The organism is Nostoc sp. DedSLP04, from assembly GCF_034530775.1.
GTDB lineage: Bacteria > Cyanobacteriota > Cyanobacteriia > Cyanobacteriales > Nostocaceae > Nostoc.
Genome location: NZ_JAVRCL010000001.1, coordinates 21,833 through 43,639, shown reverse-complemented (window position 1 = coordinate 43,639; position 21,807 = coordinate 21,833). Strand labels below are relative to the sequence as shown.

At 42.2% G+C, this 21,807-nt stretch carries 16 protein-coding genes; 5 read left to right on the top strand and 11 right to left on the bottom strand.

Features of this window, described 5'->3' with window-relative positions; genetic code table 11:
• Positions 1 to 133: 133 nt before the first annotated feature.
• The 3 genes from RMX89_RS00150 to RMX89_RS00140 all read right to left on the bottom strand — a co-directional run bounded on the left by RMX89_RS00150 (position 134) and on the right by RMX89_RS00140 (position 4,097).
• Positions 134 to 2,125, bottom strand: coding sequence for an ATP-binding protein (locus RMX89_RS00150; RefSeq protein WP_322687504.1), 1,992 nt, complete (start codon positions 2,123 to 2,125; stop codon positions 134 to 136).
• Entirely contained in the window at positions 2,122 to 3,396 is a 1,275-nt protein-coding gene (locus RMX89_RS00145) for a DUF4255 domain-containing protein (protein ID WP_322687503.1), read from the bottom strand. Before RMX89_RS00145 ends, RMX89_RS00150 begins: the two co-directional genes overlap by 4 nt.
• A 269-nt stretch (positions 3,397 to 3,665) precedes the next feature.
• The gene (locus tag RMX89_RS00140; protein WP_322687502.1) at positions 3,666 to 4,097 is read right to left on the bottom strand and encodes an EamA family transporter; all 432 of its coding nucleotides are present in this window, start codon (positions 4,095 to 4,097) and stop codon (positions 3,666 to 3,668) included.
• 403 nt (positions 4,098 to 4,500) lie between these two features.
• Here RMX89_RS00140 and RMX89_RS00135 point away from each other — a divergent pair, with 403 nt between their 5' ends.
• The gene (locus RMX89_RS00135) at positions 4,501 to 6,411 is read left to right on the top strand and encodes a serine/threonine protein kinase (protein ID WP_322687501.1); all 1,911 of its coding nucleotides are present in this window, start codon (positions 4,501 to 4,503) and stop codon (positions 6,409 to 6,411) included.
• 461 nt (positions 6,412 to 6,872) lie between these two features.
• Here RMX89_RS00135 and RMX89_RS00130 read toward each other — a convergent pair whose 3' ends face one another.
• On the bottom strand, positions 6,873 to 8,471 hold the full coding sequence (locus RMX89_RS00130) for a peptide ligase PGM1-related protein (protein ID WP_322687500.1): 1,599 nt from the start codon (positions 8,469 to 8,471) through the stop codon (positions 6,873 to 6,875).
• 561 nt (positions 8,472 to 9,032) lie between these two features.
• Here RMX89_RS00130 and RMX89_RS00125 point away from each other — a divergent pair.
• Together RMX89_RS00125 and RMX89_RS00120 are read left to right on the top strand one after the other, a co-directional pair.
• A complete protein-coding gene (locus RMX89_RS00125; RefSeq protein WP_322687499.1) occupies positions 9,033 to 9,914 on the top strand; it encodes an SDR family oxidoreductase in 882 nt (293 codons plus the stop codon).
• A gap of 193 nt (positions 9,915 to 10,107) precedes the next feature.
• Positions 10,108 to 10,365, top strand: coding sequence for a hypothetical protein (locus RMX89_RS00120; protein WP_094352695.1), 258 nt, complete (start codon positions 10,108 to 10,110; stop codon positions 10,363 to 10,365).
• 102 nt (positions 10,366 to 10,467) lie between these two features.
• Here the strand turns inward: RMX89_RS00120 and mgtE are convergent, their stop codons facing one another.
• Complete coding sequence (mgtE, locus tag RMX89_RS00115) at positions 10,468 to 11,868, bottom strand: magnesium transporter (protein WP_322674071.1); 1,401 nt, start codon at positions 11,866 to 11,868, stop codon at positions 10,468 to 10,470.
• A 1,052-nt stretch (positions 11,869 to 12,920) separates the two neighbouring features.
• On the opposite strand from mgtE, the gene RMX89_RS00110 reads away from it, so the two are divergent.
• On the top strand, positions 12,921 to 15,953 hold the full coding sequence (locus RMX89_RS00110) for a PA14 domain-containing protein (RefSeq protein ID WP_322687498.1): 3,033 nt from the start codon (positions 12,921 to 12,923) through the stop codon (positions 15,951 to 15,953).
• A 229-nt stretch (positions 15,954 to 16,182) separates the two neighbouring features.
• Here RMX89_RS00110 and RMX89_RS00105 read toward each other — a convergent pair whose 3' ends face one another.
• From RMX89_RS00105 to RMX89_RS00090, 4 genes are all read right to left on the bottom strand, one after another.
• Entirely contained in the window at positions 16,183 to 17,733 is a 1,551-nt protein-coding gene (locus RMX89_RS00105; protein WP_322687497.1) for a mercuric reductase, read from the bottom strand.
• Between the two features lie 322 nt (positions 17,734 to 18,055).
• Positions 18,056 to 18,502, bottom strand: a complete 447-nt coding sequence (locus RMX89_RS00100; RefSeq protein ID WP_322674068.1) for a YybH family protein — start codon at positions 18,500 to 18,502, stop codon at positions 18,056 to 18,058.
• A gap of 94 nt (positions 18,503 to 18,596) precedes the next feature.
• Positions 18,597 to 19,463 carry a TVP38/TMEM64 family protein gene (locus RMX89_RS00095; RefSeq protein ID WP_322687496.1) on the bottom strand — a complete coding sequence of 289 codons (867 nt, stop codon included), beginning with the start codon at positions 19,461 to 19,463 and terminating at the stop codon, positions 18,597 to 18,599.
• Positions 19,432 to 20,190 (bottom strand): TVP38/TMEM64 family protein, encoded by a 759-nt coding sequence (locus tag RMX89_RS00090; RefSeq protein ID WP_322687495.1) that lies wholly within the window; start codon positions 20,188 to 20,190, stop codon positions 19,432 to 19,434. The genes RMX89_RS00095 and RMX89_RS00090 overlap by 32 nt, the downstream gene beginning before the upstream one ends.
• Before the next feature lie 39 nt (positions 20,191 to 20,229).
• Here RMX89_RS00090 and RMX89_RS00085 point away from each other — a divergent pair, with 39 nt between their 5' ends.
• The gene (locus tag RMX89_RS00085; protein ID WP_322687494.1) at positions 20,230 to 20,436 is read left to right on the top strand and encodes a hypothetical protein; all 207 of its coding nucleotides are present in this window, start codon (positions 20,230 to 20,232) and stop codon (positions 20,434 to 20,436) included.
• 12 nt (positions 20,437 to 20,448) lie between these two features.
• Here the strand turns inward: RMX89_RS00085 and RMX89_RS00080 are convergent, their stop codons facing one another.
• On the bottom strand, positions 20,449 to 21,159 hold the full coding sequence (locus RMX89_RS00080; protein WP_322687493.1) for a TIGR04283 family arsenosugar biosynthesis glycosyltransferase: 711 nt from the start codon (positions 21,157 to 21,159) through the stop codon (positions 20,449 to 20,451).
• Positions 21,156 to 21,557 carry a CU044_2847 family protein gene (locus tag RMX89_RS00075; protein WP_322687492.1) on the bottom strand — a complete coding sequence of 134 codons (402 nt, stop codon included), beginning with the start codon at positions 21,555 to 21,557 and terminating at the stop codon, positions 21,156 to 21,158. The genes RMX89_RS00080 and RMX89_RS00075 overlap by 4 nt, the downstream gene beginning before the upstream one ends.
• Positions 21,558 to 21,807 lie beyond the last annotated feature (250 nt).

Below are 21,807 nucleotides of genomic sequence, written 5' to 3'. Positions count from 1 at the left end.
TCCGACATTTGCGATCACTGGATGCAAAACATGGCTAAAATACCCAAATTGTGTTTAGTACTTATGTACGATGCGTAAGTCCTACATCTGTCGCAATCATTTTTCAAATTGGTATAAGGTCAAAATTGCAAAATTACATCCAGCCGCCAACTTCCGCATCAGTCAAGGGTTTCTCTAACTTACTATATTCTGTTTGAGCCGCCCGCAATACGTGTTTCATCTGCACTGGTTCCCCAGCATCGGCAGCGAGGAAAGCGGCATTTAAAGCTATGTTACGGATATTACCCCCAGCAACATTGAGTCGTGCTAGTTGCAGAGCATCTAAATCTGCGGTTGGGGTTTCGGCTGGAAAGACACGCCGCCAAATTTCGGCTCGTTGTGTTGTATCAGGGAAGGGGAACTGCACCACAAAGCGAATCCGCCGCAGAAAGGCTGTATCAATTGCACTCTTCAAGTTAGTAGTCAATACTGCTAAACCTGGGTAGCTTTCCATCCGTTGCAATAGATAGCTAACTTCTATATTGGCATAGCGATCGCGGGCATCTTTGACTTCACTCCGTTTGCCAAATAAAGCGTCGGCTTCATCAAATAACAAAATCACTCCACCTTGTTCTGCGGCATCAAATACTCGACGCAAATTCTTCTCTGTCTCACCAATATATTTGCTGACTACCGATGATAAGTCAATCCGATAGAGGTCGAGGCGTAATTTATGGGCCAGCACTTCTGCTCCCAAAGTTTTACCAGTACCGCTACTACCTGCAAATAAAGCGCTGATTCCCAATCCCCGCGCACTCTTGCCCCCAAAACCCCAATTATTATATACAGTACTACGTTGCCGTACATGAGCCGCAATTTCCCGGAGAACTTGTTTCTGTGCCTCTGGCAATACTAAGTCCTCCCAATCACCAGATGGCTCAATCCGTTGGGCGAGTTCATCTAAGCGCGGACGTGCTTGCACGCGGCAGGCATCCCATAAAATGCTAGTAATATCGGTTTCTGGTGTTTGTGCTAATTGTCCTGCGGCTTCTGCACAAGCAGCGCGAATGGTTGCAGCACTAAGGTTAAACTGATCCACTAAGGTTTTGACTTGCCCATTCATTTGCGATGCACTCGCACCTAATGCATCTTGCCAAACTGCACCTTGTTCTTTACTAGTTGGTTGATGTACGTCAAAATTAACTATTAGGCGTTGTGATAAGCCGATGCGTTCTCGACTCGTGACTATTAAAAAGCCCTTTGTGCGTTCGATGAAACGAGCGATCGCATTCAGCCGTGCTGTATCATTAGTATCCAGTTCGTTGCAGTCTATCAGTAAGGCACTCTTACTTAAAATCGTCTCGCGAGTCCACAGGCGAATCAGATTATCCAACTCCCCAGGTGCTAAAGGAATGACTTGTGCAGGTATTACCCACAAACTTAAACCCTGAAGTTGACAAACTGTGGCGGCAATGGCACGTTTACTGGCAGTTTCACTACCAGATAACTGGACAATTGGTAAGCTATTAACCTTGTAAGCTTGCGCCCAAACTGCTGCGATTCGCTCTGCTAAATCTTGGTGCGAGGGAACTAAATCGCTAACCTCTGGTAATGGCTCAATGATGCCAGCTAGCCGTTCGTCAAGATATTGGATACCTGTGAGATAATGTAAAATCCGCTCGTCAATTCTCACAGGACTGAGAGTTAGGGCATGACCATCACCAATTTGAATTAACCGCCAATGACGTAAGGGAGCATTTGGAGCGATCGCATCCCAATGGACGTTAGGTAAAGCTGCCAAAGCTAAACCCAAAGTTGGGTAAGCTCGTTGTGAATCATCGTGAACTATAGCACACAATTTGGCAAAATCTCCATTTAATTCCATACCTGCACACAACAGCAACAAATTACGTTCAAAGGATGAGAGGCGAAACATTTTGCAGACTCTCTCCAATGCCGATGGTGCAGGCATAGCAGCAGCAGCTTCCTGTAACGCTTGCTGTAAATGCTCTTGGTGGTTCTCTTCAGGTTGATTTTGCTCTTTTGCCGTGTGATTTTCCAAAATACCACGCACTACAGCTAGAGCTGCTGATAGGTAGCGGTAGTTTGCCTCATCCCAATTGTGATTAATTGTTGTAGCATTCATAAAATTGTCACCTGTGGCGAATCATATTCCCCTAACTGATTTTTGTGAAGTGGACTTTCGGCGCCATCTACTTGCACGCGGACAATATAAGTTCCGGGTTTAACATTTTTGACCGGAATCGCGATCGCATCAGTGTCTTGGGTAGGTGGTGCAGCCAAGAAAGAGTAAGCTACCGGATTCTCACTTGATACCTGATTGAGTAGCAAAACTACTCGCTGTGCCTTACCTACTTTGGGCTGGAATTTAACGGTAATTTCTGCTGCGCGTAAATTCTCACCGCTATTTTCTACTTGAGTAACGAATGCTGTAATTGTTGGATGTAAGACAAAAGCCGCCATGTTTGATTCAACTAGATGATTCGTTTGCTCTGCATTGCCCATTGTTAAATGTACAACTTGGACACCCTGTATACTGGCGTATAAATCTGGCGGGACTAATAAGCTGATTTGCGTTTCTTTTACTTCTTGGGGTACTAGTAATGTTTCCGTATTACTAAAACGAACTCGTGTGATTTCACCGCGTAATCGTTTACCACGAATTACTAATTTTGTACCTGCAACAATCATTTGTTCAGTTTTTGTTGAAGCTATAACTTGCTCTATATTCGGTTGAGACAAGGGCATCATGTAGAAATCTTCTTCTTTGTCAGATTTACTACTTTCAATCAATACCATTGATGCTAAATAGGTAGCTGAAGGTCGATAGTGTGTTTGTAAAGCAGACCATAACTTAGAAGTTTCTTCCATGTTAAAAAACTCTGGAGTCAGTTTAATCTGCCCAATTTGTTCAGCTAAATCGGATACAGACACACTTGCTACGGCTTGCGAAAAAGCACTTGAGGTATTGGTTGTAGATGCATTTATCAAAGTATTTTCAATAATATCAGATGCGATCGCTGGTGTTTTGTGTAATAAATGCATTGCATAGCCGAGTAAAAGCTCTGCCTGAAAATCTTTAGCTCCGTAGGCTGTGAGTAAGTAGTGGAGATCGAGAGCTAGTGGTGGAATTGGAGAGCGTGGGTTTCCATTAATCCGTGAGTGCCTGCTGCGAAATTCTTGAGATACCCAATCGACATTGCGGTTCTGCGTCACTTGATAGAGAAAAAGGTTGATTTGGGCACGCTCGTCAGCTTCAACTGAAATTCGATCGGGTGGTAAGGCAGTTACAATCACATCACCAACACTAGCAGCGATCGGATCGCTGACTAAACCATTTTCCAGCAAGACTTTTAGTACTGCTGTCACTGCGGCTATAGATAGCACATTACTCATCCTGATTCCTCATGGCAATAGCACATATTAATCATGTACGCCAGAGTACATTAATAGAATAATCTATTTTGCAAAACTTTAAGTCCTGTTGTCGCCAAGACTATCAGCACGAACGCTTCAACTTAAACCTTTATGGGACAGTAGTTTTACTTTTTTCCCTTCATCGATAATCTGTGATGTGAAAAAAGTATTTGTCAAAAAGCTAGGGTTTTGCCGGATAAAGAAAACCTAATTCTTAATTTGGGAGCGAGTAGAGCTTAATTAAGATTTTAAATGATTAAAACTAAAGTACCGATGACTACTAACCCAGTTCCTAAAACGATCTTCCAGCTTAATGTTTCTCCCAAAAAAATGACTGAAAATAATAAAACTAATACCAAGCTTGATTTATCAATTGGTGCAACAAGGGAAGCTTTTCCTGCTTGTAAGGCTTGGAAGTAAAAAATCCATGATAACCCTGTAGATACTCCAGATAATAATAAGAAAATCATGGTTTTTTGGGGTATAGCTAAGATATTAACTACGTTTCCCTGAAAAAATACAATCCCCCAAGCAACTATTAAAATCACAACAGTTCGGATTGCTGTTGCTAAATTAGCATTCACATTTTCTATCCCAATTTTGGCAAAGATAGTTGTCAATGCTGCAAAGCCAGCTGACAATAATGCATATATCCACCATGTTGTGGTGTTGCTTTCCATCTTAGCCTCCTGATTTGCTAGTCAAAATTAGCAGTGTAATTTAATCAGAGTGTTAAATTCAATTACTTGTCTGTAAAGTTTGACTTGCTAGGTTCGTAGTTTGCGCTCTACGGTTTTACTCTTTTAGTCACTCAGTACTACTGAAGCAGACGATTCTCGGCAACTCGCGCTAACTTAATATCAGGAACAAATTTCAACTGCTATTAGGTCTAAAGTTTAAACATTTTATCAAATTTATCATATTACTTTAACTTACTAATATGTTAAGCTGAGTATAATTAGATAACTACTAGTAGTATATATTACTAATATTCATCTAAGTTATGAAGCAATCATATTTGTAATACTAGTATTATCTCTGAATAAAGTTAACACTTAAAGTAACTAGGATGGGTTGCCCCAGATGAAATCCCCACCTTCTTCAAATTCTTGGAATGGTCGCTTCGTCGGTGATAACCAGCGATACCGTTTAGACAGACGGTTGGGCGGGGGTGGCATGGGAGAAGTCTTCCTAGCAACAGACACCCGTGTTGGTCAGCAGGTAGCGTTGAAGTTGCTCAAAGATACGCTAGTGGCATCACAAGAAATGAGAAAGCGTTTTGAGCGGGAGGTGGCAGTTTGTGCTGCTTTGCAAAGCGACCACATTGTGAAGATTAGTGATTGTGGTGTAACCCCGGAAGGTTTTCCATTTTATGTCATGGAATATTTACGGGGACAAACGCTCAGGCAATTACTGCTGCGCGAAAAGCGGCTGTCTGTTGAGCGGACGGTGAAGATTATGGCGCAAGTTTGTAAGGGTTTACAGCTTGCTCATCAAGGAGTGACTCTCCAACGGGATGGCGGCAAAACCACTGAACATATTCAGGTAGTTCATCGTGACCTAAAGCCAGATAATATATTTTTGATGCCCACAGATTTGGGAGAATGGGTGAAGGTTTTGGATTTTGGTGTTGCCAAAATTCGTAGTGAATCTTCAGAAAATTCCAATATTACAAATATAACTAGTACATTTATCGGTACATTTCGTTACGCACCTCCTGAACAAATCCAAAGCGATCGCAACCTGGATGCTAGAGGTGATATTTACAGCTTAGGGATTATCCTTTATGAAATGCTGAGTGCAGCCGACCCCTTTGGAATCAGCATTAAGGGTAGTCATGTGAGTGAGGCTTCTTGGGTATTAGCTCATGCTTATGAGCCAGCAAAACCACTGCGCGAGCAACCAGGGTGTGAGCATTTACCCGAACAATTAGAAGCGGTGGTGATGAAATGTCTCCAAAAAAACCCAGCCAACCGATTTGCAACAGTAGAAGAACTAAATCAAGCTTTACAAGCTGCTGCCAAATTTGCCACCGAATCCAGCGTACCCGGAGAACTTACTGGGCGATCGCAACCTTCTTCAAATCTTGGCTCAAATCACGAAACGGTTCCCAGACAATCAAACGACGATACTGTTATTCGCCCTCCATCTGGTTTCAATCAAGGTTCAAATCACGAAACTGTTCCCAGACAATCAAACGACGACACGGTTCTGCGTCCTCCATCTGGTTTCAATCAAGGTTCAAATCACGAAACTGTTCCCAGACAATCAAACGACGACACGGTTCTGCGTCCTCCATCTGCTTACAAGCAAGGCTCAAATCACGAAACTGTTCCCAGACCATTTGACCCGATTAAGCAAAACCAATCTGAGCCAATCGTTCCTCCCATTCAGGCGGGACACAACCAAGGCTCAAATCACGAAACCGTTCCCAGACCATTTAACCCAGTTGAGCAAAATCAACAGAGTCCTGTGAATAATCCGAACACCAGCAAACCTGATGTGACGTTATATCAACCACGACCAGGATCTAATCGAGGTGGTCAACAAGTACCACCAGACAAAACGTTGTTTCAACCACGACCAGGATCTAATCAAGGTGGTCAACAAGTACCAGCAGACAAAACGTTGTTTCAACCACGACCAGGATCTAATCAAAATAGACCACCAGTTCCACCAGATAAGACGTTGTTTCAGCCGCGACCAGGATCGAATCAAAGTAGACCGCCAGTGCAACCAGATGTGACGTTGTATCAGCCACGACCTGCGTCTAATCAAAGCAGAACACAAACACGAACGGATGATACTATTTACCAACCAAGGCTAAGTGAGCAGCTAACTACGAGAATTACTCCCAATTTCTTGCGAATCGTAGGCGTGGTGTTGGCTATTGGGCTAACTTTAGCCGTAGTAACCTATATATATACCCAATTGCAATCTGGTAAACAGCCAAGCAACCAGCAAAATTTACCTAACAGCGATCGGCCCATTTAGAACTAATCGGCGGGGCACAACATATGCCCCTACCCGTGTACTTCATTTACCTGAAATACGCTGTATATATAACTGGCAGACATAATATCATTGGAGCACAAGGCTTGCTGTGCCACGATCGTGGTTACAAACGACATTCCTTAACTAAGCTGTTACGCAAAAATAAAAGCACATCAACTGGTGTTCGCGCAGCGTCTCCTTCAGGAGAGGTTGTCCTTTGTCCTTAGTAAACACAAATGATAAATGACAAATGATATCATGTCCGCCAAATTACCCATAATAAAAGAACCCCACCCCCAACCCCTCCCCGCCTGCGGGGAGGGGAGACAAAGCACAGCTTTGGCGGGGTGGGGTTCTTCGGGTTTAATAAGCAATCAAGCGGACATGATATGACAAATGACTAATGACAAATGACTAATGACGGTCTACACAGAGTTTGTGCAATATGTAGGCGCGTTAGCTTATAATTCATCCCAAACTACAGGAAAGGAATAATCTGAAAATGCCGAGAAATCACGATTGTCGTTGCGGGTTTCTTCATCCAGAACTTTGACAACTTTGTTATAAATATCTCGTGCTTGTTGCGGTGAATCACCGATGCTGGTTAATCCCACCTTGCCAAACTGCGAAAGGCAGCCCATAAGATGAAACACTGTACCCGTCTCTGTACCGCTGTCAAAGTGCAGTCTGTGGTGAGCAATGATATCCATCAAATCATTGGGTAATAATCCCTGATAGCGCTCTTTTTGCAGATTATCAGTGGCAATGTAATATTTTGGACGACCTTGTTGACTATAAAATAAACCCGTGGAAAGGTCATAGCGGCCGTTCGTTAATAATTTCAAGGTCATGAATGGATGCGTTGTACCGCCTTTACGCAGGTTAATTTCGATCGCCTGAATATCCCAGTCTCCATTACCCTTGTCAACGGCGATAAAATCTACACCAAACCGCTCTAAAGTGCCTTTATCTGCTAGCTTTTTGCCAACTTGAAGTCCCAATTGCTGTAATTGCAATCGATATCTTTCATCAGCAGGAAAGCTGCAACCAAGATAAATCTGACCGTCTGGGCCTCCGAGAATTTGGTCGTGAGTTGACAGGATTTCCACTTCGCCTTGGGGAGTGATCCGTCCTTGAACGCTGGGCGATCGCTTAATTTCCCCTTCCACGAATGCTTCAGCAATTGTCCCTAACTCAGGCATTTTTCCCAAAAAACTATCCCAAGTTTCTTGTTTTGCTTGAAAGCGCATCGTTGATAAGCGATCGCTAATTGCTGCTATCCTTTCGGCATGAGTACCAGTGTTTGGTGCTAAATTCTCAATCGGTCTGAGATCCAACAATGCATTTCCCTCTCCAGAAATGCCCTCGTTAAGTTTTACTACTACCCGTTTTAATGTTGGTTGCCGTTCCCACAAATCAACAGTAGCTTCTGTCAAATCTGTATGGTTCCAAACTTTTTCGCTGCCATCTGGATGCGGTACTCCGCTTTCCTTGAAGATTTCCCGACTGCCACTTTTTGTTCCCCAAATTTGTAAATCTGGTGCAGCCGCATACAGTGGTACACCCAATTTTAAAGACAATTCGCCTTCCCAGTGCGAAGAGTTGTAGCAGATCATAAATGATTTGTCTAGCCTCAAAGATTTCTGAATCCGCTCTAGCAAGCGGGGGCGTTCTAAAATCTTTTGGCTCAGAGGCTTAAAAGAGGAATCGTAAGTAGAAAGTAACAGCAAGCGATTGCGAGCATGAGAAAAGGGAATTCCTGGCAACAATTGCAGATAATAATCAATGATACTCGGATGCAGCGGTACTGATGTTACATAAATCAGTCGAGTTCGGGGATTCCGCAACCGAATTAAGGAAAATAGTAATCTTTCTTCATAATGCTCGCAGCCTTCGATCTTTTGGAGTTCTCCCTGGTCAAGACTCAAGGAGGGAATAATTAAAATATCCGCTTCACTATTGTCAAATATTTCGCTCGTTTTCCAGCGTTCGCGCAGGGTTAATTGTAAGTGGCGAAACTTTTCAACCTGTTCTAACTCGGAAATATTTAATGTTGCCATAACCCATGCCCTCTAATGATCTCAATGTAGCGCACCAAGCACCCTTTTGGACGATGTATAGTTGCCGTGTCAAGATTCAGGTAGTTTTGTAAAAAATTTCCGGAAGTCCGCAAGGATCGATCGAGCTATAGCAACCCACAAATCGCCGATTTCTTTAATTCTTTTCCCTCTTAAGGTTGAGCTAATTGGAGCATACTTTACCTCTAGGGGGCGATAAAGTACAGCAATATAATAGTTAACTTGAAAGCAGGTGAAAAAGAGAAATTCTTCATCACATTAGAGTTGTGTACTTTTTTTCATGGTCAGGCGTGAGGATAAATAATGTAAGTAATGTAAATTGCGTAGAGTTGCTCGAATAAGTAAATTTGGCAAACATCCAGGATAGAAATGCCTAAAATTGCAAATGGCTAGTGAAAGTCAAAGCAAAAAATAAACCTTGGGTTGAATTTTCGATCCAAGGTTTAGTTATGAAATAGGGGATAGGAGAAAGATGGAGTGTAACTACTGCCCAATTACCCTTTTTCAATACCCATTCAATATTCAATTACCAAGGTAAAACAGATGGCTAAAGCAAAAGAACCAAAAGAGAAAAAAGAGCAAAAATTACAACCACCACAGCAACAAGAAACGCCAGGTGTTGAATCAGAAATGACACCAAAACCCAAAGCAGATGATGCTCAGTATCGGGGTAGTGGTAAGTTACAAGATAAGGTAGCATTGATTACGGGCGCAGATAGTGGGATTGGTCGTGCTGTTGCGATCGCATTTGCAAAAGAAGGTGCAGATGTAGCTATTCTTTACCTTAACGAACACGATGATGCCAAAGAAACAAAACATTTGGTAGAAAAACAAGGGCGTCGTGCAGTAACGATTGCAGGTGATATTGGCAATGAAACTTTTTGTCAGCAAGCCATACAACAAACAGTTGGTGAGTTTGGCAAACTCGATATTCTCGTCAACAACGCTGCTGAACAACATCCCAAAGAAAGCATTGAAGAAATCACTGAAGAACAACTAGAGCGAACTTTCCGCACTAATATATTCTCAATGTTTTTCATGACTAAAGCTGCACTCAAGCATTTACAAACGGGCAGTGCTATCATCAATACCACATCGGTAACAGCTTATAAAGGTAGTCCACAACTACTAGATTATTCTTCCACAAAAGGTGCGATCGTTGCTTTCACTCGTTCCTTATCAAAAAATTTGGTATCCAAAGGAATTCGCGTTAATGCTGTCGCGCCAGGGCCAATCTGGACACCTTTAATTCCCTCAACTTTCCCCGAAGAGAAAGTTGAAACTTTTGGCAAACAAGTACCAATGGAACGAGCCGGACAACCAGAAGAAGTTGCTCCTAGCTACGTATATTTAGCTTCTGATGATGGTTCTTATGTCTCTGGACAAGTGCTACATGTCAATGGTGGAGATGTTGTCAATGGTTAAGTGAAAAATTCAGTCATTAGTCATTAGTCATTGGTCATTGGTTATTCACTTTGAATAAAGGACTAATGACTAATGAGAAAAAAATAATTACTTCTAATTATACCCTGATGGTCTTCCATTGGAGGGATGAGTAAATGTGGGAATATTGATAGTCTATCTAGCAGAAAACATTTAATAAATAATAACTACGTCTATGGCATCTCCTACACCATTGAATGGCAGAGAACTAGTAGATTGTGCTAGAGCAAATGCCCAGCAAGGGATTGAAACTGCTGCTTATCAATGTGGCTATGGTCAAGACCTCAACAAATTTGCCAGAGAACTTAGACAAGCTTGTGAAGACATGAATTTACAAGTGAAGGAACTTAGCGGATTGATTACTGACCAGGACATGATACTGCAATTGGGTACTGGCGAAATTGTTGCTCCAGATACGGAATCAGAATTGTAAAAGTTAAGTTAGTCATTTGTCCTTTGTCTTTTGTCATTTGTCTTTTGTCCGTTACTAATAACTAATGACCAATGACTAATGACTAATGACCAATGACTCTTTTCATAACTTTAAAATTACCCGCGCCAAATTGAAGTAAATCAAAACACCTACAACATCAACTGCTGTGGTGATGAACGGTGCTGACATTAATGCCGGATCTAAACGCAGATAGCGAAATAGAAATGGCAGTGCTGAACCGGAGATCGAAGCCAAAATAGAAATAGCTACCAAACTAGTGCCGACAGCGATCGCTACTTCTAATCGTCCTTGCAGAAAATAAGCCCAGACAGTAGCGATTGTACCTAACATTGCTCCCAATAATGCACCTGCGATCGCTTCCCGGCCGATTACCTGTAATGCACCACGCGATCGGATTTCATCGGTGTTCATCCCGCGAATCACCACTGTGGAAGATTGAGCGCCTACATTACCCCCAGTACCAGTCAACAAGGGAATAAAGGCCGTCAGTGTCACCACTTTTGCTAAAATATCTTCTTGCGACTTAATAATTGTGCCTGTAACGGTATTGGTTACAAGTAAGACCAATAACCAGACAACCCGTTTCCGAGCGATTTCCAGCAAATTCATTTGAAAATAGTTGTCGCCCCCCGACTGCACACCACCACCTAAAGCATAGATATCCTCGGTGGTTTCTTGTTGCAGAATATCAATTACATCATCCACCGTCACAATACCTACTAGAAGCTGTTCTCGATCTACTACAGGTACAGCCAAAAAATCATATCTTTGGATTAATCTTGCAACTTCTTCTTGATCCGTATCAGTGTAGACAAACACCACATCACGGGTCATAATTTCGCCAATAATTTGCTCCGGCTGAGACGTTACTAATTCCCGCAACGATACAATCCCCGTCAAGCGCCTTGCCGCATCCATGACATAAAGATAATAAATCATCTCACTGGCATTAGCTAAGTTACGAATTCGCTCTAGAGCTTGAGATACTGTGAAATTTTCTTTCAGCGAGATCAACTCTAGCGTCATAATTCGCCCAGCTGTATCAGCTTCATAACCCAATAGTTGGGCTGTAGCTTGACGTTCCGCTGGACTCAGTTGTTCTAGCAAGCGATTGACGACTTTTGCCGGTAATTCATCAAATAACCTAGCTCGGTCATCCGGCGACATTTGATCGACAATATCGCAGACTTCCTGGCTTTTAAGTTCTTCAATTAACCGTTCTTGAACACTGTAGTCGAGATATTCATAAACTTCGATCGCCTCATCCTTAGAAAGCAAGCGAAAAGCCAAAGCGTGCATCGCTTCTGGTAAACCCTCAATCGCCTCGGCGATATCCGCAGGCTGCACGGGTACAAGAATTGATTTTGCTCCTTGCAAGTCTCCTGCTTCCAGGAGCATTTGCAGCTGAGTCCGCACTAAATCTCGCAATTCCCTGCGCGAGAGATTCTGGATGGTAGAGTTTAAATTGTTTGTCTCAGTCAAAGTCCACTTTCCTCAGCCAGTTTGAACAAGGTTGCTGCCCTTAGTCTAGGGGAAAGTGGGAATGTGCAACGTCAAACTTGTAATTTTTCTGACTTAGAGTAAATTGAAAACTTTTGTAAATAAACGAAAGAGTAGGGTTTTGGGGGAAGGGAAAAGGTTAAAGGGAAAAAAACTTTATATATCGAGCCTTCCAATCCTTTTCTGCTTACCCTTTTGCCTTTAATACCAATTTTGTATGAAGATGCACATAATAAGACCCCCCTCTAGTCCCCCCTTGGCAAGGGGGGACGGCGTAGCCGGGGGGTAAATATATGCAGCTTCACAAAGAAATGGTATAACCGAGCAGTATTGGATTGTGTTCTCTAGCTTAAATGCATGAATGGTGAGGCTTTTGTAAAAGTTTTTGTTCCACTGATTTTAGGTTATTACTAAATTTATGCTGGTTCTGGTAACAAAGAGATAAAGTAATAGTCAAAATGAAGTATAAATAAATATTAATTTTTCAAATCTTTAAATATTAAAATTTTTCTTTATACAAATTTTATATAGTTAATAAATTTGTCGATAAGCACATTAGATTATCCGGTATTTTGGCATTTTTTATTTAAATATCATCAAAACTTTTATATTCCTTTAAAAAAGGATAGATCAATATGAATATTTAAACAAAGTTCCATACAGAAGATAGACATAACACCGCCATCTATTGTCAAATGTGTAAGCACTAAAAGAATACTTAAGTAATCTATGTAAAGTTATTGCATTTGACTAATTACGCATGTATTTGCTTTCTTAAGCACTGCTTGCCTTGCTGATATGCATTTGCACATCAATAAAATTTAGAAAGTCTCAAGAATTCAGTAATTTTTTGAAAGAAAACAAAAACTAACAAAGACTAATATATTCTTCAATTAATTATTCATGATTAGTAATTACTGAATATATCTTTATAAGTTAATCATTTATTAGCTTATCAGTATATTTATATCAAGCTTCATGAGGCATTTTTTGTTGGAATATTTAATGTTAAATTAATCCTGAAACACTAAATTATGGCATCAAATCAAAACTTATCAACATCTGTAAGTCCAGTAATTACTACTAAATCATCTCTAGAAAGTATTGACCAAGGACAAACCAATATTTCTGCTCGGTCTAGCCTACTCTCTCAGGGAGATGGACTTAAGGCAGAGTATTACGACAACATGGACTTCACCAACCTGAAGGTAACTCGTACAGATCAGACGGTGAACTTTAACTGGCGCGCTGGTTCTCCCGATTCGTCGATTAATGCAGATACTTTCTCAGCGCGGTGGACAGGTCAGGTAGAAGCCAAGTACAGCGAAACTTACAAGTTCTACACCACTGCTGATGATGGTGTGCGACTGTGGGTGAATGGTCAACAAATCATCAATCAGTTTATCGATCAACCTGCCACCGAATCCAGTGGCGCGATCGCATTAGTTGCAGGTCAAAAGTACGATATTAAACTTGAGTACTATGAAAATAAATCCAATGCCGTTTCTCAACTGCGTTGGTCAAGCGCCTCTCAGGCGAAGGAAATCATTCCCCAGTCCCAACTGTATAGTAATGTCAGCACACCTAGTAGTGGCAATGGACTCAAAGGAGAGTACTACGACAACATCGACTTCACTAACCTGAAGGTAACTACTACAGATCCGACGGTGAACTTTAACTGGCGCGCTGATTCTCCCGCTCCGTCGATTGAGGCAGATACTTTCTCAGCGCGGTGGACAGGTCAGGTAGAAGCCAAGTACAGCGAAACTTACAAGTTCTACACCACTGCTGATGATGGTGTGCGACTGTGGGTGAATGGTCAACAAATCATCAATCAGTTTATCGATCAACCTGCCACCGAATCCAGTGGCGCGATCGCATTAGTTGCAGGTCAAAAGTACGATATTAAACTTGAGTACTATGAAAATAAATCCAATGCCGTTTCTCAACTGCGTTGGTCAAGCGCCTCTCAGGCGAAGGAAATCATTCCTCAGTCTCAACTTTATTCACCAGTTCTTCCGACCACTATCACCTTAGGCTCGTCTTCGATGACTGTGAACGAAGACAGTGGTAGTGTTACCGTCAAACTAATTAGAACTGGAGATTTAAGTAGTACATCTTCAATTAAATATGCAACTATAGCTAATACTGCTACAAAAGGAGTTGACTATGGCAGTGAAGGCGTTGAAAGTGCTGGAGTACTGACTTTTGCGCCGGGACAAAGTAGCACCCAGGTATCGATTCCGATCAATGATGATTCCTCGATAGAACCAGATGAAAGCTTTAATTTTGTCATCGATCAGGCAGAGGGGGCAACACTAGGAGTCCAAAGAACTCTCTCAATTACAATTCAAGACAACGATCGCTCCGGCCTCGATTTCAGTCAGCCAGTAGTTAATGAGGGTGACGGTACTGCTAAGGTGACAGTTACACGGGGCAATGCTTCGGCGGCTGCTAGCGTCAACTACATAACCCAAGATGGGACTGCTAAAGCTGGATCTGACTACCAGGCTGTATCTGGAAGCTTGAGTTTTGCAGCTGGACAAACCAGCAACACAATTGTTATCCCCATTCTGAATGACAACGTTGGGGAATCAAATGAAACATTTGCTTTGAAGTTCAGTAACCCAGTTGGAGTGCAGTTAACTAATCAACAGACAAGTATCACTATTATTGATAATGACTCTGGTAATTTTGCTTTAGATACAGTAGTTTCTGGTTTGAATCAACCCACAGCTTTTGAATGGGCACCTGATGGTAACAGTATGTTCATTGCCCAGAAAAATGGGGTAGTGCGAGTCATGAAAAACGGTACTTTATTATCAACCCCGTTTACTGATATTCGCGGACAGGTAAATGATACGCGCGATCGCGGTCTGTTAGGCATTGCCGTACATCCAGATTTTGGTAAAAGTCCAAACGGCAACAACTATGTTTACCTGTTGTATACCTACGATCCACCAGAAACTAATACAAGCAATTCTAAGAATAATCCCAATAGCACATTGGACGATCCCGATCAGAATGGGAATCGGACTGCACGCCTAAGTCGCTTCACAGCCGACCCCAATACTAATTACACTACTGCGATCGCTGGCAGCGAAGTTGTACTACTCGGCACAAATGGCACTTGGGCAAATATCAGCCACCCAGATGGAAATAGCACAAATGTTTCACTTGGCTATGCACCATCAGGAATTCTCAACAAAGATACTGGTAAGCCGTTTACCAGCTTGCAGGATTATCTGAATAATCTCGATAAAGTCCAAAATATCCAGAATTTTATCGCCAATGATAGTGAATCTCACTCAGTTGGTTCTGTGCGTTTTGGTACTGATGGTTCTCTATTTGTGAGCTTAGGAGATGGTACTTCCTACAATGGAGTAGACCCCCGAGCAATTCGCGTCCAGGATAAGAATAATTTATCCGGCAAGATTTTGCGGATTGACCCGATTACTGGTAAAGGCTTATCAAGCAATCCTTTCTACAACGGTGACGCTAATAGCAATATTTCCAAAGTTTATGACTACGGTCTGCGTAACCCCTTCCGTTTCACAATTGATAAAAAGACCAATACTCCCGTAATTGGTGATGTTGGCTTCGGTACTTACGAAGAGGTGAATATCGGAAAACCAGGAGCTAACTTTGGCTGGCCATTCTATGAAGGTGGCCTTGATGCAAATGGTAATGTCGTCAGTCTGAAACAACCAGTCTACGCTAATTTAGATGCAGCAAAAGCCTTCTATAATAGTGGCTCATCTGTTACAGAACCACTGTACACTTACAAGCATTCTGGTTCTAATTCGATCCTGGTGGGTGACTTTTACACAGGTAATACTTTCCCTGCAATCTATCAAGGTGCCTTATTCATTGGTGATTTCAGTCAAGGAACTATCGATGCTTTGATATTAGATAGTCAAGGTAAAGTTACCTCAGTTAAGCGGTTTGCTTCCCAAACAGACAGGCCTAATCTAGGACTGCCTACACAAATCACCACTGGCCCTGATGGTAATCTGTATTACGCAAACTTGACCGGAGGCGAGATCGATCGTTTCCGACCTGTTTAGAGATAAATACAGTTTAATGTGAGTTCGACAAGCCCTTTTTTGACCTCTCCCCCAACCCCTCTCCGACACGGAGAGGGGAGCCAAAACCCTAATTTCTCGTTGCTCCTCCCTTTCCCCGTGGGAGAGGGAGGTTGTCCGGGAGAGGTTCATGGAACTCACGTTGGTTTAGAGATGACATAAAAGTTATCAGTTATCAGCGAACAGTTATTTGACCGTTCGCTGATTTTGCTTAAGATAACTTTGTCACAAATCCCAACAATTTTTTGGTATTTGATGTGAGGAGTGTTCGACGATAAGCATCAGCTGCTTTTTTAATTGCTTCGGCTTGAGTGGGATAAGGATGAATTACACTGCTTAACTTGCTCAAGCCAATCTTATTCACCATTGCCGTAGTCACTTCTGATATCATCTCACCCGCGTGACTGGCGACAATAGTTGCACCGATAATTTCATCAGACCCCTTTTTATGGTGAATTTTGAGAAATCCTAACTCTTCACCATCTGCGATCGCTCGGTCTACACTATTAAAAGGTATGTTGATGGTTGTCACCTCAATACCCAATTTCTGCGCCTCGTGTTCGTACAACCCCACGTGAGCAATTTCTGGGTCAGTATAAGTTACCCAAGGCATCACCAAACTACTGAATTTCGAGCGTCCTATGCCAAAGGGAGAAAACAGGGTATTTTTAATTACAATTCGCGCCGCAGCATCAGCAGCATGGGTAAACTTCCAGTTCATGCAGATATCGCCAGCTGCATAAATTTTGGGATTGGTCGTTTGCAGGTAATCATTTACCTTCACACCTTTGTGCTTGTCATATTCTACACCCACAGCTTCTAAATTTAGATTTTCGACATTTGGCGATCGCCCCGCGCCGACTAAGATTTCATCGACTGTCACCGAATCTCGATGACCGTTAGAGGAAAAGTAAAGCCGTTTCCCCTCAGTCACAGTTACCACTTCTTCCAGTTTGGAATCAAGTACTAGGCGAATTCCTTCGTTAATCAAAACCTTTTGGAGAATTTTAGCAGCTTCAGGGTCTTCTTTATTTAGGAGATGAGAACCGCTATGGAAAAGCACCACCTCACAACCCAAACGCCGGAAAGCTTGCGCCAATTCGCAACCAATGGGGCCGCCACCAATTACCGCCAAACGTTCCGGTCGTTGAATTAGAGAAAAAACTGTCTCATTGGTTAGATAACCCGCCTGTTCAATTCCTGGAATCGACAGTTGTGCAGGTCTTGCGCCAGTTGCAATTACAGCTTTTTTAAACTTGAGGGTTTTATCGCCAACTTCCACGGTATTTTTACTTGCAAATCGACCGCTACCCAAAAAGACATCAACACCCAACTTTTGAAAACGCTCCGCCGAGTCGTTAGGGCTGATATCAGCTCTTATCTTCCGCATCCTGGCCATAACTTTGGGAAAATCAACATCAATATTATGTTGAGGAATATTAACTCCCAAGTCTTTAGCATCCCAGATTTCGCCAACGACGCGGGCAGAGCGAATAATAGTTTTAGATGGTACGCAACCAACATTTAAGCAATCTCCACCCATGAGATGCTTTTCAATCAACGCCACCTTTAAACCCACATCCAGACCCGCCGCACCCGCAGCCACTACTAATCCCGCCGTACCAGCGCCAATTACTACCAAATCGTAAACATCTGCCGGTTGAGGATTAACCCAATTTGGCGGATGAACGTAAGACACCAACTTTTGGTTATACTCATCCGTTGGGCGAACAGTAACTCTCTCTAAATCTGAATTGGTCATTAGCAAAACCTTTTTTAAGAATTGAAAATAATACTAAATTCAACTGCCTTTTATAAGAATTCAAAATTAAAAATTAAGAATCCTGATAAATTTAGGCGGTTCAGTCTTTTATTTTTTATGCTTGTTTAATAATTGGACTTTGAACAAAATTAATTATTTGTCGGCGCATCCAATTCAGGCAGTAACCGCCGAACGATTGAATTGACGCGGTGCAAAACCGCAACCAAGCCCGATAAAAATTAACGGACAATGTGATAAAAAAGCTGCTGTTTCGCGCTTGAGTACAACGACTTGTTAGGCGTAGCTTATGATTCACGAAGTCCTACGGCTTGAGATTAAGCGACGCTTTGCCTGTCTCCGGGTCGAAAGGCACTGATTGATGCTCATGCACAATCATCCACTTGCCGTCAATCTCACGCAAGCAAACAGTCGCCCGCACCCACATTTCGACTTTCCCTCCGTCTGTCAGTGTTCCGCTCACACGATAGAGGTAATGGCAGAAAGCCACCGTTTCGCCCGTCGTGATGCTCAGGTCTAGAATCTCATAGCCGATTGAGCCTTGAAATGAAGAAACCCACTTCTGGACGCGTTCTCTAACCGTATCTACTCCGATATATTGCAGTGGATTGATGACATCGAAAGACAGAATATCCGGCGCGTGATTGGACAAAAGCGCGTTGATGTCCTTGTTGGGTAATGCTTTGACGCGCTCCTCGATTATCGTGCGAATTTGGACTTCATCATTTGGTTTACTATTTTCAGTTTTCATATCACTTTCCTTTGTTCAGTTGTTATCCCATTTTCCGCAATTTATTTTGTAATATATGAAGATTACCAAAGATAGCGAAAGCATCTGTCCACCTTTATAATTTTTCTTCTAAAGCTTTCCGCGCAATCCGGGTGACATAAACTGTCACAGCTACTGTAGCAATCAAACCCAAGATGCGAATTGCCCATTGGAAAGTTGGGTTGGTAGGTTGAGCTTCAGTACCAATCATGGCAAGATTACCTGCAAGGGAACCAATATAAACGTACAGAATGGTTCCGGGAATCATGCCTACAGAGCCGATGAAGTAATCTTGAAGTGAAACTCCCGTGATGCCAAAGGCATAGTTCAACAAATTGAAAGGAAATATCGGGGATAGTCGCGTTAACAGGACAATTTTTAATCCTTCTCTACCTACCGCTTCGTCAATGGCGACAAATTTTTTGTTATCTGCGATTTTCCGAGCAACCCAACCCCTTGCTAAATAACGTCCGACGAGAAAAGCAGCAGTAGCGCCAAGGGTTGCACCGATAAACACGTAAAGAGAACCCCAAACTGCACCAAAAATTACACCAGCTCCCAAGGTGAGAATAGAACCTGGGAAAAAAGCAACGGTAGCAATAATATAAAGGACAATAAAAGCTATGGCTCCTACTGCGCCCAGGCTTTCAATCCACTGCAAGGCTTGGCGTAAAATTGCTTGGGGATTGAAAGAATTTAAAGTTACCGATTCTTGTGCTAAAGCTGGGTCTGTGTTTAATGAGAAACTGCTTGCCAATATTAGTAATATTAATATACTGAGGCGAAAAAACTTCTGGAAGTTTCTGGTATTAATACTTTTAACACTTCGGCTCCTTTCGACTTCGCTCAAGGCAAGTCGCTCAGTGTTAAAGCCGAGCGGAGTCGTTCGCGTAGCGTCTCGCAGAGAGGCTTTAAATATCTGAATGATTGTTAGTTTTTTCATGGGTTGTGATTTCTTCTACTGCCACACTTTGAGCTAATGCTTTCTGAGCAACTTTTGTGATATATACAGTTACAGCAACGGTAGCAATCAACCCAACTACTCGCATTATCCATTGCCAGACTTGAGTCTCTGGAGTAATTGGTTGATGAGAGGTGTTGATAGTGGCAAGATTACCAGCTAAAGAACCAATATAAACGTACATCACAGTACCGGGAATAATGCCGAAGGAACCTAATATATAGTCTTTGAGAGAAACCTGTGTTATCCCAAAAGCATAATTTAATAAATTGAAGGGAAATATAGGTGAAAGACGAGTTAGCAAAACAATTTTCCATCCTTCTTTAGCAACTGCTAAATCAATCGCTTTAAATTTAGGATGTTTGTCCATTTGTCGAGAAACCCAATCTCGTGAGAGGTAGCGTCCAATGAGAAAAGCTAAGGTTGCTCCAATTGTCGCAGCAATTAGCACATATATCGATCCCCAAAATACACCAAACAGACAACCACCTTTGAGGGTTAGGAGGGAACCGGGTATAAACAGCAATGTTGCCAAGTTGAAAATAACTATGTAAGCGATGGGGCCTAAAGCACCAAGACTGTGAACCCAAATGACTAAGGTTTGTAAAAGTCCCTGAAAATTTAACTGTTTAGCAGCAATTATGAGAGTGATAATCAGGCAACTTAGCAGTAGTAGTTTGAGTTTGGAATTTAATAAACGCTTGTTCATTTTTATAAGTTTCACCCTCAGAGGCTCGACGTTGACCTTTTGAGGCTCAATGTTGACCTTTTGAAGCTCGATGTTGACCTTCTGAGGCTCAACGTTGACCTTTTGAGGCTCGATGTTGACCTTCTGAGGCTCAATGTTGACCTTCTGAGGCTCAATGTTGACCTTCTGAGGCTCAATGTTGACCTTTTGAGGCTCAAATTTAAAATTTACACCTCAAATCCAATGCCCCTAAGATATACTACTTAGATGAGAAACAGCTTAAAGCCTCTTAAATTTTTCTCGACGATACCAGCTACAAATTCGCTCAGGTGAAACGCCGAGCAAATAAGCAGTAATTACTATTTGATTAAGTAGCGTAGTTTTTAATACTCCTTTTTGCAACCATCTACGCGCTGAGGTAACAACTGGTGTGGGAATAATTACAATGCGTCCGATGCGTTTTAGACGACGCATGAGTTCAAAGTCTTCCATGATAGGCAATTCGGGAAAATTGCCTATTTTTTGAAATACTTCCTTGGTTAAAAAAATTGCTTGGTCGCCATAGGGCATTTGATAAAAATGCGATCGCACATTTACTCCCCACTCTACCCATCGTAAACTGAAAAGCGACGCATCAATCCGCAACTTAAAAGCACCAGCTACAATCCCAGGTTGTTGTAGCGCTGTGCGAATCATCTCATCAAACCCCGTTGGCAAACGGGTATCCGCATGGAGAAACAGCAGAATCTCACCGCTAGCCGCTAAAGCACCCGCGTTCATTTGCACAGCACGACCGGGAGATGATGAGATAACTTTGACATTTAAAGACTGAGCGATCGCTACAGTATCATCACTAGAGCCACCATCGACTACAATGACTTCTATATTTGTACTGGCTTGAGTAGTAGCAATGGCTTTTTTAATATTCCCCGCTTCATTAATAGCCGGAATAATAATCGAAATTTTGGCTGCGTCAATACTCTCACTCATGATTGCTGAGTTTGTTTTTCCGGTTGGTCAGGAAACGAACACTCTACCGTTACCTTCAGATTACTTTCAGCCGTGCCTTTAGTTACGTAAGGTATACCTGCTTCACCACCAACTTTGATCCCAAATTCTAAAGTGACTTTATCAATATTGGCAACAGGGATTTTCTTAAAAGCATTAAGTGAATAAACAGTGTAAGCCCGAATTGTACCTTCAATTGCTTGAAAATTTTGCACTATCTGTTTTTGTGCAGCATCAGCATCCCATCCTTTATCAATTAGCGCTTCTTCTTCTCCCTCTGGGGAAACTTCAGTAATCACTGGCGGAGCATCTACGTTATTTGTGGCTTCAATATAAATAATCGTCCCATCTTCTAACTGAATAGGTGTGAGTTGAGTCATAGGATAAATCTCGCCTAAAAGAATTGCGTGTAGTGTAGCCCATCTGACTTTTCACGGCATCTGGAAAACCTCTCTCTAAATCTCTCTCCTTTTAGGAGAGAGACTTTGAATTTCCCCCTTCCCGCCACGGGTTGGGGGTTAGGGGGTTAGGTTTTTCGTGGACTTTTCCACATAACGTGAAAAGTCAGGGTAGTCCAGCAGTGCTTATCTACAAAATTTTACGGAAAATGCGGTAAATTTCTTGTAGAAG